This window comes from Streptomyces sp. NPDC057010 (genome assembly GCF_042673805.1).
Taxonomy (GTDB): domain Bacteria; phylum Actinomycetota; class Actinomycetes; order Streptomycetales; family Streptomycetaceae; genus Streptomyces.
Window position 1 is genome coordinate 140,665 of record NZ_JBHUSC010000007.1, and the last position, 16,381, is coordinate 157,045.

The 16,381-nt window shown below is 71.2% G+C and carries 13 protein-coding genes; 2 read left to right on the forward strand and 11 right to left on the reverse strand.

Features of this window, described 5'->3' with window-relative positions; all coding sequences use genetic code 11:
• Positions 1-59: 59 nt before the first annotated feature.
• The 8 genes from ACFTXQ_RS10730 to ACFTXQ_RS10765 form a co-directional block, all read right to left on the reverse strand.
• The gene (locus tag ACFTXQ_RS10730) at positions 60-1,520 is read right to left on the reverse strand and encodes a hypothetical protein (RefSeq protein ID WP_382638252.1); all 1,461 of its coding nucleotides are present in this window, start codon (positions 1,518-1,520) and stop codon (positions 60-62) included.
• 298 nt (positions 1,521-1,818) lie between these two features.
• Positions 1,819-4,158, reverse strand: a complete 2,340-nt coding sequence (locus ACFTXQ_RS10735; protein WP_382638255.1) for an arylsulfatase — start codon at positions 4,156-4,158, stop codon at positions 1,819-1,821.
• Positions 4,155-6,050, reverse strand: coding sequence for a dipeptide ABC transporter ATP-binding protein (locus tag ACFTXQ_RS10740; RefSeq protein WP_382638258.1), 1,896 nt, complete (start codon positions 6,048-6,050; stop codon positions 4,155-4,157). Before ACFTXQ_RS10740 ends, ACFTXQ_RS10735 begins: the two co-directional genes overlap by 4 nt.
• Positions 6,047-6,892: an ABC transporter permease gene (locus ACFTXQ_RS10745; protein WP_382638261.1), complete on the reverse strand. Its 846-nt coding sequence runs from the start codon at positions 6,890-6,892 to the stop codon at positions 6,047-6,049. The genes ACFTXQ_RS10740 and ACFTXQ_RS10745 overlap by 4 nt, the downstream gene beginning before the upstream one ends.
• A 2-nt stretch (positions 6,893-6,894) precedes the next feature.
• The gene (locus tag ACFTXQ_RS10750; RefSeq protein WP_382638264.1) at positions 6,895-7,839 is read right to left on the reverse strand and encodes an ABC transporter permease; all 945 of its coding nucleotides are present in this window, start codon (positions 7,837-7,839) and stop codon (positions 6,895-6,897) included.
• A 4-nt stretch (positions 7,840-7,843) separates the two neighbouring features.
• On the reverse strand, positions 7,844-9,406 hold the full coding sequence (locus ACFTXQ_RS10755; protein WP_382638266.1) for an ABC transporter substrate-binding protein: 1,563 nt from the start codon (positions 9,404-9,406) through the stop codon (positions 7,844-7,846).
• A 239-nt stretch (positions 9,407-9,645) separates the two neighbouring features.
• Positions 9,646-9,744 (reverse strand): putative leader peptide, encoded by a 99-nt coding sequence (locus ACFTXQ_RS10760; protein ID WP_328740532.1) that lies wholly within the window; start codon positions 9,742-9,744, stop codon positions 9,646-9,648.
• Between the two features lie 12 nt (positions 9,745-9,756).
• Complete coding sequence (locus ACFTXQ_RS10765; RefSeq protein ID WP_382638270.1) at positions 9,757-10,977, reverse strand: ROK family protein; 1,221 nt, start codon at positions 10,975-10,977, stop codon at positions 9,757-9,759.
• Positions 10,978-11,492: 515 nt separating this feature from the next.
• Between ACFTXQ_RS10765 and ACFTXQ_RS10770 the strand changes: the two genes are divergently transcribed.
• Both ACFTXQ_RS10770 and ACFTXQ_RS10775 read left to right on the forward strand, forming a co-directional pair.
• Complete coding sequence (locus tag ACFTXQ_RS10770; RefSeq protein ID WP_382638273.1) at positions 11,493-13,031, forward strand: alpha/beta fold hydrolase; 1,539 nt, start codon at positions 11,493-11,495, stop codon at positions 13,029-13,031.
• Positions 13,028-14,218 carry a serine hydrolase domain-containing protein gene (locus tag ACFTXQ_RS10775; protein WP_382638276.1) on the forward strand — a complete coding sequence of 397 codons (1,191 nt, stop codon included), beginning with the start codon at positions 13,028-13,030 and terminating at the stop codon, positions 14,216-14,218. The genes ACFTXQ_RS10770 and ACFTXQ_RS10775 overlap by 4 nt, the downstream gene beginning before the upstream one ends.
• A 7-nt stretch (positions 14,219-14,225) precedes the next feature.
• Here ACFTXQ_RS10775 and ACFTXQ_RS10780 read toward each other — a convergent pair whose 3' ends face one another.
• Genes ACFTXQ_RS10780 through ACFTXQ_RS10790 form a run of 3 tightly spaced genes read right to left on the reverse strand, consistent with a single transcriptional unit; the run spans position 14,226 to position 16,224 of the window.
• Positions 14,226-15,404 (reverse strand): winged helix DNA-binding domain-containing protein, encoded by a 1,179-nt coding sequence (locus ACFTXQ_RS10780; RefSeq protein ID WP_382638279.1) that lies wholly within the window; start codon positions 15,402-15,404, stop codon positions 14,226-14,228.
• A 56-nt stretch (positions 15,405-15,460) separates the two neighbouring features.
• Entirely contained in the window at positions 15,461-15,841 is a 381-nt protein-coding gene (locus tag ACFTXQ_RS10785; protein ID WP_382638281.1) for a VOC family protein, read from the reverse strand.
• The gene (locus tag ACFTXQ_RS10790) at positions 15,838-16,224 is read right to left on the reverse strand and encodes a VOC family protein (protein WP_382638284.1); all 387 of its coding nucleotides are present in this window, start codon (positions 16,222-16,224) and stop codon (positions 15,838-15,840) included. Before ACFTXQ_RS10790 ends, ACFTXQ_RS10785 begins: the two co-directional genes overlap by 4 nt.
• Between the last annotated feature and the right edge of the window lie 157 nt (positions 16,225-16,381).

A 16,381-nucleotide genomic window follows, 5' to 3' on the forward strand; every position in this document is an offset into this window, starting at 1 on the left:
CGCCATCTGCTCCGGCTGGGCAGCGTCGGCAGATGGGGGCCCGTGGTCGGGGCGGCGGGTCAGCGCCTGGAGATGCGGACCACTCCGGTCTCGGTGCCCTGGTAGAGGGTGCCGTCCGGGGCGGCCGTCCCCCGCATCTGCAGCGGGTTGTAGACCAGCCCGATGCCGAGGAAGGAGCTGCTCAGCTGCGCGCCGGTGGCCGGGTCGATGACGGAGTGGTGGTACTGGGCGAATGTGTTCAGGCCGGCGCTGCCGGTCGGCCCGGTCACGGAGACCGTGTAGATCTTCCCGTCGGCCAGGGAGAGCCGGGGCAGCGCGGCGGACTTCACCGGGCTGTTCCACACCACCGAGCAGCCCGTCCCCTCGGCGTTGACGTCGACCCGGCTGAGACCGCCGTCGAAGTTCGCGGAGGACGGCCGGCTGGCCGGGGCGCCCTCGGGCAGGGCCGGGTAGGGGTAGCCGTAGGTGTTGGTGACGAAGACGCTGCGCCCGGAGGCGATGACGGCGTCCTCGGTGCCGCTGCGGGCGTACTGGGTGAGCACGGGGATCCGGCAGATCGGGTCCGGTCCGCCGGCCACCCGGTAGACGAGCAGGTTCCCGTGCGGGTCGGCGTTGTCGACGATGGTGACGTACTCGGTGCCGTTGCCCGGCCCGAAGAAGCTCGGGGTGGTGCCGGTGCCCCAGCTGAGCTGGCCCGGCTTGCGGGCCGGACCCCGGTCGTAGGGGGCCCGCCAGTCCACGACGGGGGTGCCGTCGGAGGCGGAGGACAGGAGGTAGAGGGCGCGGTCGGTGGCGACGGCGGTGCGGCCGGGGACGGTGGAGATGCTGTTCTGGACGCCTTCGCCGGTGCTGATGCTGCGTACCGCCCCGGTGCCGGTGTCCACGGTCCCGATCACGCCGCCGCTGGTCGCGAACCAGACCCTGCCGTCCCAGGCGGGGGTCAGGCCGACGATGTTGTCCCCTGCGGGGACGGCGTCGCCGAGGGGGGTGGACTGGTCGATGCGCAGCGCCCAGCCGGATCCGCTGCGGTGGTGGCCGATGCGGACGAGGTTGTTGTTCCCGTCGACGACGACCAGCCGGTCGGTGTTGTCGAGGTAGGCGTAGACGCCGCCGAAGAGGCTGCCCTTGGGCAGGGCGAGCGAGGCGAGGTCGGCGCCGGTGGCGGGGTCGAGCAGGTGGACGGTCGGAGTCTGCCCGAAGATGGTGGTGCAGAGGGCGATGACGTAGCCGTCGCTGCCCACGACCACGGTCGGGCAGGCCGAAGCCAGCGCGGTACGGGAGTAGGTGATGGCGCCCGTTCCCGGCCCCGGGTGGGGCGTGGTGCCGCTGGAGGCGCTGTCGCCGTGCATGGTCGCGGCGCCGTTGGCCGCGGTGGCCGGGTTCTGCGGCGCTTGCGGGCCGTACGGGGAGACCGGATCTGCGGCCGAGGCGGGAGCGCCGAGGCCGGTGGCACCGAGGGCCACGGCGAGGGACAGGGCGAGCACGGCGAGGCGCCCGCCCGCGGGCAGGGAGAACGGCATCAGGGGTCCTCGGAACTGAAGGGGCAAGGAGCAGCTGGGGAGCGCTGCGGCACGGGTGGGTCCGGCCGGCGGGGTGGGAGCCGATGGTGCGGCCCGGCCCTCGGTTCCGTGTGGGGGTTGCTCCTCGGAACGGCTCTGACCGAGACGTTAGCCGCTGCCCGCGCGCTGTGGATCTTCCCGCAGCCGCTCGCCACAGCCTGTTCACGGTGTTCATCGTCCCGCAGCACGCGGGCAACACGGGCCACACGGGGCCGGGACGAGGAGGGGTGTCCGCCACCGGCCCCGTGCGGGTTCCCCGTCATTCGAAGGCGGCGGCTGCCTCCTCCAGCGCGCGGGACACGACCGCCGGGTCGTAGGGCGCCTGCGCGCCGGGGTGGTAGGTCACCGAGCGCAGGCGGCCGGTGTAGCGGAAGCTGCGGTGGCGTTCGTAGACCGGCCAGGAGACAGGGGACTTGCGGTCCACGCCCACGCTGATGCCCTGCAGCGGCGCCATGCCGATGAGCTGGTGGACACTGTCCGACCGGCCGGTCTCCACACCGTCGATCAGGATGCGGAACTCCCAGCGCAGCCCCTCCACCGCGGTGGCCGAGAGCGTGACCCTCCGCCGGCCGGCCGGCAGCGGCCCGGCATCGGTCTCGTGCAGGTCGCCGTACTCGTTGTAGGCGAACCGCAGCCGCCCGTCTTCCACGTACAGGCTGTAGCCGCCGCCCTGGTCGCCGTGCGAGACCAGTACACCCTGATCCGCGGCGCCGTGCTCGTCGAGATCGACCGTGACGTCGAAGGAACGGAAGGAGATGAGCCGGGAGGAGCGGTACCGCTCCAGCTCGGGTGTGCCCGCCGACAGGGTGAGGGGACGGTGGAACCGCTCCTCCGCGGGGTTGCGGCGGGCCAGCGCGCCGCTGCCGTCGGCGAGGGGGAAGACGCCGTTGCGCCAGGCCGCCGCCTCCCAGGCCGCGGCCAGTTCCTTCACCACCTCCGGGTGGTCCCCGGCGATGTCGGTGGTCTCGGTCGGGTCGGTGCGCAGGTCGTACAGGGCCCATTCACCGTCGTCGTACGGTGTGCCGGGACGGTGGAGCGTGACCAGCTTCCAGCCGTCGCGGTAGTAGCTGCGGTTGCCCGACATCTCGCAGTACTGCTCGGTGTGGGCGCTGGGTGTCCGCCCGTCGCGGAGGACGGGGGCGAAGCTGACGCCGTCGAGTTCCTGGGCGGGCCGCGTGCGCCACAGCTCCGGGCGCCGTACGCCCGCGAGTTCCAGGAGGGTGGGGGTGATGTCGGTGACGTACTGGTACTGCTGCCGGATCCCGGAGTCGTCCGTGGCCCGCCGGAGTCCCTCGGGCCAGGAGATGACGAACGGTACGCGCACGCCGCCGGCGTAGGTCTGGCCCTTGTAGAGCCGGAAGGGGGTGTTGGAGGCCATGCCCCAGCCGCGCGGGTAGTGCACCAGGCTCCGCGGGCCGCCGATGAGGTCGGTGTCCCGGTCCACGTCCTCGTTCCAGTCGTCCGGGACGGGCTGGTGGACGAAGCGGCTGAAATAGCTGCGCGTGCCCTCGGCGCCGCCTTCGCCGGTGCCGCCGTTGTCGGAGGTGAAGACGACGATGGTGTTGTCGAGTTGGCCGAGTGCGCGCAGGGTGTCGGTGAGCCGCCCGAGGTTCTGGTCGATGTTGTCGACCATCGCCGCGTAGACCTCCATGTAGCGCGCGTAGCGGCGCTGTTGTTCGGGGGTCAGCTCGTCCCAGGGGCCCACGTCGTGGCCCGCTTCGGAGTTGCGTTCCGGCAGGGCGGTTCCCTCGGGGAAGAGGCCGTCGGCGATCTGGCGGGCGAAGCGGGTGGTGCGCAGGGCGTCCCAGCCGCCGTCGTAGCGCCCGCGATGGCGTTCGATGTCGGCGGGCTTGGCCTGGAGGGGGCCGTGGACGGCGTTGTGCGCGACGTACAGGAAGAACGGCTTGTCGGGGTCGTGCGCGCGGAGCGACTTCACCATGGAGATGGCCTCGTCGGTGATGTCGTCCGTGTAGTAGTAGCCGTCGGGCAGTTCGTCGATGTCCAGGGGGCTGTTGTCGCGGACCAGCTGGTGCGGGTGGAAGAGGCTGGTCAACCCCTCCAGGACGCCGTAGTACCGGTCGAAGCCCTTCTGCAGCGGCCAGTTGCGCCGGTCGTCGGCGGCGTTGGACGCCGAGTCGCGGGTCAGGTGCCACTTGCCGACGGCGTACGTGGCGTAGCCCGCGTCGTGCAGGACCTCGGCGAGGGTGGGGACGTCGTCGCCGACCTCCATGCCGTAGCCGGGGAAACCGGGGTCGAAGTTGGCGACGGTCGAGTACCCCACCCGGTGCGGGTTGAGACCCGTGAGCAGGGCGGCGCGGGCGGGGGAGCACAGGGGCATGGTGTGGTAGTTGGCCAACCGCAGACCGCCCTCGGCCAGCCCGTCGAGTACGGGGGTGGGGACCTCGGAGCCGAACGGGCCGATGTCGCTGTAGCCCATGTCGTCCACGAGGACCACGACGATGTTCGGGGCGCGCCCTCCAGGCCGGCGCGGGGGCTGCCAGGAGGGCTCGGACTCGGCGAAGGTACGGCCGACCCTTCCGGCGAAACCGTCGTAGGGATCGCGGCGGTTCGGAGTGCCGGGGGTACGCGGGCTGGTCATGGGCGGAGCTCCTTGGGAGAGGAGGGGGCGGTCCGGGGGACGGCCCCGAGCAGGGTGCGGGTGTAGGGGTGGGCGGGACGTGTGCAGACCGCGTCGGCCGCGCCGGTCTCGACGACCTGCCCGCGGTGCATCACGGCGATGCGATGACTGATCTGCCGCACCACGGCGAGATCGTGGGCGATGAACAACAGGGCCAGTCCGAGGTCGCGTTGCAGGTCGGTCAGGAGATTGACGACCTGGGCCTGGACGGAGACGTCGAGGGCGGAGACGGGCTCGTCGCAGATGAGGACCGACGGCTCGGGGGCCAGCGCGCGGGCGATGCCGATGCGCTGGCGCTGACCGCCGGAGAACGCGTGCGGATGGCGCCCGGCGACGTCCGGATCGAGGCCGACCTGCCGTAGCAGAGCGGCCACCCGCTCCGCCCGCTGCGCGCGGTCGCCGAGGCCGTGCGCGATCAGCGGCTCGGCGATGATCCGGCCCACGGTCATCCGGGGGTTGAGCGAGGAGAAGGGGTCCTGGAAGACCATCTGGACCTCACGGCGCAGCGCCTTGGCCGTCTCCGGGGACGCGGCGGAAAGCTCCCGCCCCCGGAAGCGGATGCCTCCGGAGGTCGGTTCGTACACCTGGACGAGGGTGCGCGCGAGCGTGGACTTGCCCGATCCCGACTCGCCCACGATCCCCAGCGTCTCACCGGGGTGCAGGACGAGGTCGACTCCGTCCAGGGCGATCACCGGATCGCGCCGTCCGGCCCGGCCCCGGGCGGGGAAGGACTTGCGCAGCGCGGTGACCTCCAGCAGCGGCGTGGCGGCCGGGTCGGCGGCCGACCGGGCTCCGCGGTCGTCGGCGGGGTCCCGGCCGACGGTGAAGCCCTTCGGGCCGGTGACCCAGCACGCGGAGCGGACGCCCGCCGCGCTTGCGGTCAGCGCGGGCGCCTGCTCGCGGCAACGGTCCTCGGCCTGCGGGCACCGGGGTGCGAACGCGCACCCCTCGGCGGGGGTGGCGGGGTCGGGAGGGCTGCCGGGGATGCCGAGCAGGCGTGTGCCCGAAGGGGACTCCAGGCGCGGCACGGCCGCCAGCAGCCCTGCGGTGTAAGGGTGTTGGGGGCGGGTGAGCACGCTTTCGGTGGGGCCGTCCTCGACGACCGTTCCTCCGTACATCACCATCACCCGCCGGCAGACGCGTGCGATGACTCCGATGTCGTGAGTGATGAGGACGAGAGCGGTGCCCGTCTCCCGGTTCAGCCGTTCCAGCAGCTGCAGGATCTGGTCCTGGACGGTGGCGTCGAGCGCCGTGGTCGGTTCGTCGGCGATCAGTACGTCGGGTTCGTTGGCCAGCGCGAGGGCGATCATCACGCGCTGGCGCATACCGCCGGAGAATTGGTGGGGGTGGTCGTCGATCCGCCGTTCGGGGGCGGGAATGCCGACCAGGCCGAGGAGTTCGAGCGCGCGGACCCGACGCGAACGCCGGTCGCCGCGCCCGTGGGCGCGCATCGCCTCGTCCAGGTGCCGTCCGATGGAGAGCACCGGGTTGAGGGAGGCCATCGGGTCCTGGAAGATCATTCCGATCCGGCTCCCCCGGACGCGGCGCAGCGCCTCCTCGCCGGCCGCGACGAGGTCTTCCCCGTCGAGCAGTACGGAGCCGCCGGTGACGCGGCCGCCGCCCGACAGCATGCGCGTGAGCGAGAGGGCCAGGGTGGACTTGCCCGAGCCGGATTCGCCCACCACGCCCAGCGTCTCGCCTGCGCCGAGGGAGAAGTCGACGCCCCGGACGGCCCGCACGCTACCGGCACCGAGAGGGAAGGCGACGTGCAGGCCGCGTACGTCGAGCAGCGAAGCGGCGGGTCCGGCGGCGGTGATGGTCTCGGTGGTGGGGTGGGTCGTGGCTGGGCTCACTGTCGGATCCCCCGGTTCAGGGCTTCCGCGATGAGGGTGAAGCCGACGACGAGTGTGGTCACCGCGATCAGCGGTGCCACGGCGAAAGTGGGGTGGGTGCCCACGTAGGCCGTGGACTGGCCGAGGATGCTGCCGAGGGAGGGCTCCGGCGGCCTGATGCCGACGCCGATGAAGCTCATGGCGCCCTCGATGAACACGGCGATCGACAGGGCAGTGGCGATCTGCACCACGACGGGGTCGATCGCGTTGGGCAGCACGTGGCGGACCAGGACGCGCAGCCTCCCCGCGCCGCCCACCCGTGCGGCGACGGCGTACTCGCGCTCGCGCTGTACGAGGACGGCGCCCCGCAGCAGCCGCCCGAAGGCGGGGGCCTCCGCCAGCGCGATGACGACCACGACCGGCAGTCGTCCCGGCCCCCAGATGGCGGTGATGGTCAGGGCGAGGATCAGGCCGGGGAAGGCCAGCACCAGGTCGAAGGCCCGCTGGACGGCGACATCGGCGGCCCGCGAGGAGACGGAGAGCAGCGCGAGGGCGCAACCCGCCACGGCGGCGACCGGCACCGCCGTGAGGCCGATGGCGAGGTCGGCGCGGATGCCGTGGAGTACCCGGCTGAGCAGGTCGCGCCCGAGGTCGTCCGTGCCGAACGGATGCCCCGTTGACGGCCCGGCCAGTGCGTCACCGCTCTGTGCCAGGGGATCCGCGGACGTGAGCAACGGAGCCAGCAGTCCGGCCAGTGCGACCGCGGACACCAGCGCGAGTCCGGCGATGCCGCGGGCACTGAGCAGCCCGGCCAGGTAACGGTTGCGGGCGCGGAGCGAGGAGTATGTGGTCGTGAGGGTCATGGTCACGCCCACCTGATCCGGGGGTCCAGCCAGGCGTAGACGAGGTCGGTGAGCAGCTGCACGGCGACGAACACCGCGACCAGCAGCAGGAGCAGCGCCTGGACCACGGGGTAGTCGCGGCGGATCACACCCTGTTCGGCGAGCATGCCGAGCCCCGGCCAGGCGAAGACGGCCTCCACCAGCACCGCCCCACTGAGCAACTGCCCGACCTGCATGCCGAGTACGGTGACCACGGGCGGCAGGGCGCCCGGCAGTGCGTGGCGCCAGACGATGCGCCGACGGCTGACGCCCACGGCCGTGGCGGTGCGTACGTAGTCCTCGGCCAGGGCGCGCTCCAGCCCGTCCTTGAGGTAGCGGCCGAGGACGGCGGCGCTCGGCAGGGCGAGACACACCGCCGGCAGCAGCAGGTACTGCAGGCCGATGTCGGGGGCGTCGAGCACCGACTGGTATCCGCCGGCGGGCAGCAGGCGCAGGCCCACCGCGAACACCAGCACCAGCACGATCCCGGTCACGAACGGCGGCACGGCCAGCGCGGCGGTGGTGACCGCCTGCGCCGCGGCGCGCACCCCGCGGCCGCGCCCGGTCGCCCCCAGCAGCCCGAGGGCCAGGCCGAGCGCGACCACCAGCACCAGCGCGCCGATCGTCAGCTCCACCGTCCGGCCCAGCCCCTGACCGATCAGCTCGGAGACCTCGCCGCCGATGGCGTACGAGGGGCCGAGGTCGCCGTGCACGAGATCGCCGAGCCAGGTGACGTACTGGCTGAGCAGCGGGCGGTCCAGGCCGAGTCGGCCGCGGATCGCCTCGATGGCGGCGGGTCCGGCGTCCGGTCCCGCCAGGGTGGTGGCGGGGTCGCCGGGGATCAGGCGCAGGATGACGAAGATGACGAACGAGGCGAGCGCCAGGACGAGCAGCGCGGAAGGAACCCTCTTCAACAGGTAGGAGCGCACGGCGTCACACCAGGTAGGCGTCGTCGAGGACGAGGTAGCCGAACTTGTTGAGGTCCGCTCCGTGGACCTTGGCCGTGGCGACCTCCACCGAGGCCTCCACGGCGAGGTCGATGATGAAGGCCTCGTCGAGGAGCTGGTCGCTGATCCGCTGGTAGGCCCCCAGCGCTTCGGGGCTCTCGGCGTCGCTCCGCACCCATGCGTCCCGTACCGCTTCCGTGTAGGCGGGCGAGCTGAATTGGGAGGTGTTCTTCGCCTCGTTGAAGGGGTAGGCGCTGACGGCCAGGGTGGACGGATGGACCTGGGCGAACCCGTGCCCCATCGTCCAGAGGGCCGGCATCTGCTGGGCGATCAGTTTCTTCTGCATGGTCGCCGAGTCGTAGGGCTGGAGCTCGGTGGTGATGCCGATCTGCTTCAGGTCGTACTGGATGATCTGGGCGATGGCCGTGACCCTCGGCACCGAGGCGTGGGCCAGCGGCAGGGAGAGGGTGTCGTGGCCTGCCTCCTTCAGCAGGGCCCGCGCCTTGTCCGGATCGTGCGTGTAGCGGGCGGCGTTGGCGTCGCTGTACGCCGGGGACGACTTGGGCCAAGGGGCGGCGCTCGCCTGGCCGTAGCCGCCGAGGACCTGCTTGACGATGCGTTCGCGGTCGACGGCCCAGGCGAGCGCCTGGCGTACGCGCTTGTCGTCGGTGTACTGCTCCTTGACGTTCGCGCCGAGGTAGAGGGCGCCCGCGCCGGTGTCGTAGCCCTTGATGCGGAACTGCCTGTCGTCCTTCAGCTGCCCCACGTCCTGGCCGCGGACGTCGAACGAGAGCTGTGACTGGGTGGTGCGCAGCGAGGAGAGCAGCGAATCGGGCTGCGGGATGATGCGTATCTCGACCTTGTCCAGGTAGGGACGGCCGGGCTGCCAGTAGCGCTCGTTGCGCGCGAAGCCGATGGAAGAGCCGGGGTTGCGGCCGGTGAAGGTGTAGGGCCCGGTGCCGATGAGCTGCTTGCCGGCGACCGCGTCCTCGACCGTGTCCTTGTCGGCGATGAACATGAACTCGAAGAGGTCGAACAGGTTGCTGACGGGATGTGCGAGACCGAGTGTGATCTCGTGGTCGCCCCGCTTCTCGAACGAGGTGACCGCGGCCGCCGTGGACCTCAACTGCGCGGCGCGCACCGGGTTCTGAAGGTTCTGCACCGCGAAGATGACGTCATCCGCCGTGAAGTTGCGGCCGTTGTGGAAGGTGACGTCGTCGCGGAGCACGAAGGTGATGCTCTTGCCGTCCGGGGCGACCTGCCAGGACTTCGCCAGCTCCGGCTGCGGCCGCAGCTTGTCGTCGTAGCGGGTGAGGGTGTTGAACACCAGGCGCGGGACGAGCGTCATCGCGCTCACCGCGAAGAGCAGGGCCGGAGTGAAGTCGACACCGTGCGCGACCGTCAGGGTGCCGCCCCTGCGGGGACTCGCCGAGGCGGCGGGTGCGCTGTCGTCGACCGCGGAACGGCAGGCGCCCAGCGTCATGAGGACGGAGCCGGCGCCCAGGGCGCGCAACAGGCCCCGGCGGGAGAGGTGGGGGAGCGTGGTCATGGTGGAACCGCCTTGGCGATGGGAAAATCGAGAGGAGAAGTTAATTGCAATCTGAGCGGAACTAATTAACTGCAGGTGGGACCTGGTGCGGTCCATCGCAGGTGGTGGCGTCGCGGCGGTCCGGTCAGGAGCGCTTGGCGCGGTGCGCGAGGTGTGGCGGCCGGCCGCGTCTCACCGGGGGTCCCGTCGAGGCGGGAACGCACCCGGGCCGGCCCGGGGTCAGGCTGAAACCGCGGAAATCAGCGGGGACAGCCCGGCGACGGCACGGCACAGATCGCGCTGGCGTGTCGACAAAGGTCGACATGCCTGCGGGAGACGAGCCGCACGGTCGGGGTCATGCGCGCAGGTTGTCAGAGACCCGATGATTGGTCAAACGCCACTGTTCGCAGTGGATCGCCGTAGATGTTGGCCAGAACAGCCGTACCGGCCGCGACGTCCAGAGCCCGCTCCCCGGTTCCCGGCGCGACGATCCGCTCCGGGTCCTCGCACAGGTGCGAGCGCCCGACCGCCTCCGCGCGGATCGCGTCGAGGTACCTCGGATGGGCCCCGGAGAACGTCTCGTGCACCACCACCACATCCGGGTTGACCAGGTCGGCCAGCAGCGCGACCGCCCGGCCGATCAGCCGTGCCCGGCGCCGCACCAGACGGTCGGCGCCGGGATGGCCCGCCGCCACGGCCTCGGAGAGCAGTGCGCGGTCGGGTTCGGCGATGATGCCCAGCTCGGTGGCTTCCTCGAACAGGGCGGTGTCGGAGACGACGGCCTCGAAGCAGCCGGTCCGGCCGCAGGGACACTTCGCCCGGCTGCCGGGGACGGGCTGATGGGCCAGGTCACTGGTGGCCGCGCGCGGGCCGAGGTGCACCCGGCCCCCACTGCCCAGAGCCGCGTCGACCACGTGGCCCACGAAGATCGCCACGATGCTGTGCTGCGCGTCGGGGTGGCCGAAGAGGATCTCCGACTGGGCGAGGGCGCGCGCGTGATTGTCGACGTACACCGGCAGCCCGGTGGCTCGTTCCAGTGCGTCACGCAGCGGTACGTCGTACCACCCGAGCGGCTCGTGCCGCACCGCGATCCCCCGCTCCGGATCCACCCTTCCCCCCAGCACCGCACCCACACCCGCGATGCCGAGGGCACCCTTGTGCTCGGCGAGGAAGGCCGGCAGCCGCCGGGTCACCCGTTCCAGGATCGCGGTCCGGCCGAGCCCCCGACTGCTCACGTCCTCCCGGGCCAGGATGCGTCCGCGCAGGTCGATCAGCGACAGCGTCGCGCCCGGCACCCCGATGTGCACGCCCGCCACCGCGACCCGCCCGGAGTCGATGTCCACCGGAACCTGCGGGCGGCCGACCCCCGCCGCGGCGACCAGTTCGGGGCGCTCCCGCACCAGCCCCAGCCGGACGAGGTCGACCACCTGCCGTGAGACCGCCGCCGGGCTGAGCCCGGTGAGGGCCGCGATCCGCCTGCGCGCCACCGGACCGTGGTCGAGCACGGTGCGCAGTACCGCGGAGGTGTTCGCCTCCCGTCGGCCGTCGCCGCCGCGGAGTTGCTGATAGGGGCTGTTCAGCGGGGCGGGCATCTGTGGTTCCTCACTCGGGCACGTGGTTCCGGCGGGGCGGTCGCGCGTACGGACCGCGCGGGGAGCCGGGGTCCCGGTGCTGATCGTAAGCGGGTCACCGTGCGGTGCGGGGCCGGCCGGCTGCAGCACGTGCCATACGGCCGCCACGCTGCGGCAACAACGGGCGGCGAGAATGGGCCCCGGGCCAGGGGTCCGCACTCCCGCACCCCGAGGGGACGGCGCACTCCGACTGGCGGCCGCAGCCACCCGCGCCGACCTGCCTCGGCCTCCTGGAGCGTCAGCCGAGTGGTGGACTGCTGCCCTGGCTGCTGGAATGGAGTCGTCGAACGGATGTGTCCGCGAGGCAGGCGACGCGCTGCCTTGCCTGCCGGCGCCGCGGCCAGGCCTCTCCGTGGATCAGCCGGCCGGCCACAGGCGGGAACAGCTGCCTCATGTCGAGCCCCGTCGGGGCAGCCGCAGCCCCTGGGCCGGGTCCAGTGAGTCCCATTCTGCTATCGCAAAGGCAGGGCTCCGTCGTGACGAAGGTGATGCGGCCGACGGCCCTGCTGATCGGTGTGGGGCTTCTCCTGGGCACCGGCTGTTCGTACGGGGCTTCCGCGGCTCTGCCCGCCAAGACGGCGGCTGCGGCGTTCGAGCCGGGCCCGTGCCCGCCCACGCACGATCCCGATCCGGCCTATGACAGGGCACGCTGCGGCTACCTCGTCGTGCCGGAGAACCGCGCTCACCCGAACGGGCGTACCATCCGGCTCGCGGTGGCGATCGTGCCGGCCGCCTCGCCGCACCCGGCACCCGATCCCGTCGTCTACCTGTCCGGCGGCCCGGGCGAGGACCCGATTCCGTCGGCGAAGGTGCTCATCGAGGCCGGACTGAATCGTGACCGCCGGCTGATTCTCCTCTCCCAGCGCGGGGAGTTGTCCTCACGGCCCGCGCTGACCTGCGCCAATCTGGACGAGTTCCGTGCCCGTGGCGTCGGCCTGGCCTATGACTCCTCGGCGATGAAGCGGCAACACCTGGAAGCCGCCACGGCCTGTCACCGCAAACTGGCTGCAACCGGCGCCGACCTGAGCGCCTACAACACCACGGAGAACGCGGCCGATGTCGCGGACCTGCGCACGGCGCTGGGCATTGTCCAGTGGAACGTCTACGGGGCTTCCTACGGCACGGATCTGGCGCTGACCCTGATGCGAGAACACCCGCAGGGGATCCGCGCGGTGGTCATCGACGGGATCGTGCCGCCCGACGCGGCCTCACTCAGTGGGTTCTGGAGGAGCGCCCGAGAAGGATTCGACGGTGTCTTCCGTGCGTGTGAGGCCGAGGCGGCCTGCCGGGACCACTACCCCAACCTGCGTGCCACCTTCACGGGGCTGGTGCGCAAGCTGGAGGCCAACCCCGTCGAAACAACGGTGAAGCTGCCTACCAGCGACACCCCGGTCAAGGTGGTGCTCGACGGCGGGGCGTTGGTCAACTGGATGGTGCGGCTGATCTCCAACGGCCAGGACGGCAGCGAGGCTCCGTACGCGATCGACCAACTGGCCAAGGGCCACCCCGAGACCGTGGCGCGACAATGGGCCTCGTTCTGGGTCGCTCCGGAGTTCTACGGCACGTTCAGCTATGGATTGAACTACGGAGTGATATGCAGTGAGTGGGTGCCGTACGAAGCGCCGTCGCAACTGCTCGCCCGCGGACGTGCCGAGTTCCCGGACTACCCGGATTCCGTACTGGCGCAAGGGCCGCAGATTCCGTTCATGAACGAGGACTGCCGGATCTGGAACGTACCCAAAGCGCCCGCGTCCGTCCGCGAGCCCACCAGGAGCGCGATCCCGACCCTGGTGATATCGGGTGGCTTCGACGCCAAGACCGGCGCCCAATGGGGTGATCACGCGGCCCGGACACTGTCCGAGTCGAAGGTCATCACCATCCCCGGAATGGGCCACGGAGCCGGAATCTTCGCGCCGTGCGGGCACCAGGTGGTGGCATCGTTCCTCCGCACCCCGACGGCGCCCGACACCGACTGTGTGGCAACCGTATCGCCGAAGCCGTTCAAGACGTCATGAACATCCGCACGGGGATCTGCGCCACTGTCCTCACGCTCGTTTCACTGCTGTCCGGCTGCGGCCACGCCAAGACGGACACACCGCCGTCCACGGCTTTCCTCGATGAGGCGTTGCGGGAATCGTTCGCGCAGACCGGTGCGCCCGGAGCGATCGTCGCGGTCCAGACACCCCAGTACACCTGGATGCGCTCGGTCGGGGTCGCGAACACGGCCACAGGCGAGGCGATGGCCCCCGCCATGCACACCCGCATCGCCAGTGTCACGAAGATATTCACCGTCACCATGCTGCTGCAGGCCGCCGCCGAAGGCCTGCTGTCGCTCGACGACCCGATAAGCCGCTACCACCCGAACATTCCGAACGGAGACCGGATCACCCTGCGCCTGCTCGCCAATCACCGCAGTGGTATCGGGAATTACGAATCCAACGACCGGTGGCTCGCGCAGTGGAAGGCGGACCCCGAGCGGGCCTGGACGCCGGAGGAGCTGGTGGCGTTCGGGATCGAGGAGTCGCCGTTGTTCCCGCCGGGCACCGACTTCCGCTACTCCAACACCAACACCGTGCTCATCGGCCTGGTCCTGGAGAAGGTGACCGGCAAACCCGTCGGGCAGCTCTACCAGGACCGCATCCTGCGACCGCTGGGCCTGCGAGCGACCGCCTTCTCCGGCGCGGCCCCGTCCATCGCCAGGCCGCACCCCCGGGGTTACACGCTGTTCGGCCAGTCCTCGGGGGCGGATCCCGTCGACGCGACCGACTGGAACCCTTCGGTCGCCTGGACCGCGGGGGGACTGACGTCGACGGCCGAGGACCTGTTGGCTTTCGGACGGGCCATGGGCACCGGGAAGGGCCTGCTGCCGCCCGAGCGGCAGGCCGAGCGGCTCGCCTCACTGCTGCCCGAGCCGGGAAAACCGGAAACCAGCTACGGCCTCGGACTCATGGGGATGCGCGACTGGATAGGGCACACCGGTGAGATCCCAGGCTTCACCGCGACGCTCTTCTACCACCGGGGGCTGCACGCCACTGTGGTGGTCCTGGTCAACAGCGATATCGCTTCGGGGGGATGCCCGCGTCCCATACCCACCTTGGCGAAGAACCGCCGCGACCATCGGTGCGATGCGCCGGCGAACCTGATCAATGCCGCCCTCGCCAACGCCCTCGGCAAGCCCGTTCCGCCGCCGCCCACCCCATGAGAACGTATCAACCAACGGGCTGTGCAGAGAGTCGGCGTTCGAGGGGTGTGCGGTAGCAGGGGGTGACGCGGGTGTCCCCGAGGAAGTCGGTCATGCGGGCGATCTCGCGGTCGAGGGCGGTCCGTGCCTCGTGGCCCGGGTCCGTGAGGAGACGGTGGTTGATGCTGCCGTCGGGACGCTGGGCCCACGCGCCGATCACGCGGCCGTCCGCCCAGACCGTGGGGCCGATGTTGCCGTTGCGGTCGAACAACTCCGGGGTGTACGAGGGGTCGAGGTACCAGTCCCGCCCGCGCCATCCCATGGAGGTGGGATCGAGGCCGGGCAGCAGGGCCACCCAGGGGTCGGGGTCGCAGACCGGCTCCACGTCCTCCGCCAGCAGATAGCCGGTGCCTTCGTCGAGGCCGACCGCTTCGGCACCGACGGTGGCGATCGCCTTGCGCGTGGCGGTCAGGGTCCAGCCGGTCCACCACTTCAGGTCGCTTTCGGTGACGGGGCCGAAGGCGGAGAGGTAGAGCCTGGCGAGTGCTGCCCGCGCTTCGGACGCGGGCAGCTCGGGCAGGGGTTCGGCCCCGGCCCAGCGGAACTGGGCGGAGGTCCAACCCCCGGCTGGGCGCGCGCGCCGGATACGGCCTTCGGCGGCGAGGACCCCGAGCACGGTGGAGGCGACGCGCTGGCGGGACTCGTACGGCTTGCCGGGAGAGGTGGTGATCTGCTCGCGCAGATCGGGTACGGCATCGGCGAACTCGGCTGCGGTGACCTCAACACGCTCGGCGAGGAGGGCCAGGACGTCCTGCTCCGCCGCGCTGCAGCGGAGCTCGTCCCAGCCGGCCGCGTCACGCAGCCGGGCCATCGCCCTGGCACGGTCCATGTAGGCGTCCCGGCCGACGGCGGCCTGGACCACCGGGGCGAGAGCGGCTGGGAGGACGAACATGGTGCGGCGCAAGCACCGTATCCGCGCCAGCGTCCGCTCCTCGTACAGCGCCCGTTCCACTGCCGGGACGCCCGGGTCGGACATGCGGGCCGCGGCGGACAGGAACACGGTGGCCGGGTCGGTCGCGTGCAGCCCGATGAGGGCTGCGGCGACCTCCTCGGGAGTCCGTACCCGCGTCGATCCGGCCAGCAGGTGCCTGCGACCGAGGCGGGCGCGGCGCTCGTCCGGCGTGACACGGCGGCGGGAGGGGGTCATTGCTTGTCTCCGAGAGGTGGTCGGACGCACGGTCTGACGGGGCGGCGAGGTGCCTCCTAGCGGGTGGAGCTGATGCAGAAGGGCTGGCCGGAGGGGTCGAGCAGGACGGTCCAGTGGATGCCGCCGGGCTGGTGGGCGGGGCGGGTGGCGCCGAGCTGCAACAGGCGCTCCTCGGCGGCCTGGACATCGTCGAAAGCGAGGTCGAGGTGGAAGACGAGTTCGTCCTGGGGCCAGTTCGGCGCCTTGAAGTCCCGGGCCGTGTAGAAGACGTACGAGGTTGTCCCGTCGCTGATCATCGCTGCGGTTTCGCCGAAGGTCTGGGTGACCTTCCAGCCCAGTGCGGCGGCGTAGAAGTCGGCGAGGGCCCTGCCATCGTGGCCCCAGAACGCCGCACACTTCACGTGCGCTGCGCCCTGCGGCGTCTCGGGGCGGGTCACCAGTCCTGCTTCTGGGTGGCGGCGATGACGTACCCGTTGGGGTCGGTGAAGTAGAAGAGCTTCTGCCCTCCGTGCTCCATGACGTCCTTCTGGACGGTGACCAGGGGGCGGATGCGCTCGACGTAGGAGTCGAAGTCGTCGACGGCCAGGTAGAACATGCCGAACGCGCCGACGGGGGTCTCCTTGAGGTTCGGCAGCCAGGCCCTCAGGTGATCGTCGCGGTAGAGCATCAGGGCGCACTCGTCCCCGAAGAGCAGGATGCGCAGGTCGTCGTTGGGGTCGTCACCGGCCGGGAGGGCCGTGAAGCCGATCTTCTCGTAGAAGTCGACGGCAGCCTGCGTGTCGGGAACACCGAGACAGGGGGAGAGGGCGGGAGCCTTCATGGGGGATCACTCCTTGCGTGCGCGAGGGCGGGTCTTGCGGTCAGGGGATGTACCGGTCGGCCGAGAGGGGCCGGGGAAGGTTCGGGGATCTCTCTCGATCCCGCGATCGGTACATTTGTACTGTAGCGCGACGATGGGGAGGTGGCAATACGGACAT

Bases quoted from the DNA above. Each gene is read 5' to 3' on its own strand.
- ACFTXQ_RS10730 (WP_382638252.1), bottom strand. From the start codon at position 1,520: ATGCCGTTCTCCCTGCCCGCGGGCGGGCGCCTCGCCGTGCTCGCCCTG.
- ACFTXQ_RS10760 (WP_328740532.1), bottom strand. From the start codon at position 9,744: ATGACCCCGACCGTGCGGCTCGTCTCCCGCAGGCATGTCGACCTTTGT.
- ACFTXQ_RS10780 (WP_382638279.1), bottom strand. From the start codon at position 15,404: ATGACCCCCTCCCGCCGCCGTGTCACGCCGGACGAGCGCCGCGCCCGC.
- ACFTXQ_RS10775 (WP_382638276.1), top strand. From the start codon at position 13,028: ATGAACATCCGCACGGGGATCTGCGCCACTGTCCTCACGCTCGTTTCA.
- ACFTXQ_RS10755 (WP_382638266.1), bottom strand. From the start codon at position 9,406: ATGACCACGCTCCCCCACCTCTCCCGCCGGGGCCTGTTGCGCGCCCTG.
- ACFTXQ_RS10765 (WP_382638270.1), bottom strand. From the start codon at position 10,977: ATGCCCGCCCCGCTGAACAGCCCCTATCAGCAACTCCGCGGCGGCGAC.
- ACFTXQ_RS10735 (WP_382638255.1), bottom strand. From the start codon at position 4,158: ATGACCAGCCCGCGTACCCCCGGCACTCCGAACCGCCGCGATCCCTAC.
- ACFTXQ_RS10745 (WP_382638261.1), bottom strand. From the start codon at position 6,892: ATGACCCTCACGACCACATACTCCTCGCTCCGCGCCCGCAACCGTTAC.
- ACFTXQ_RS10790 (WP_382638284.1), bottom strand. From the start codon at position 16,224: ATGAAGGCTCCCGCCCTCTCCCCCTGTCTCGGTGTTCCCGACACGCAG.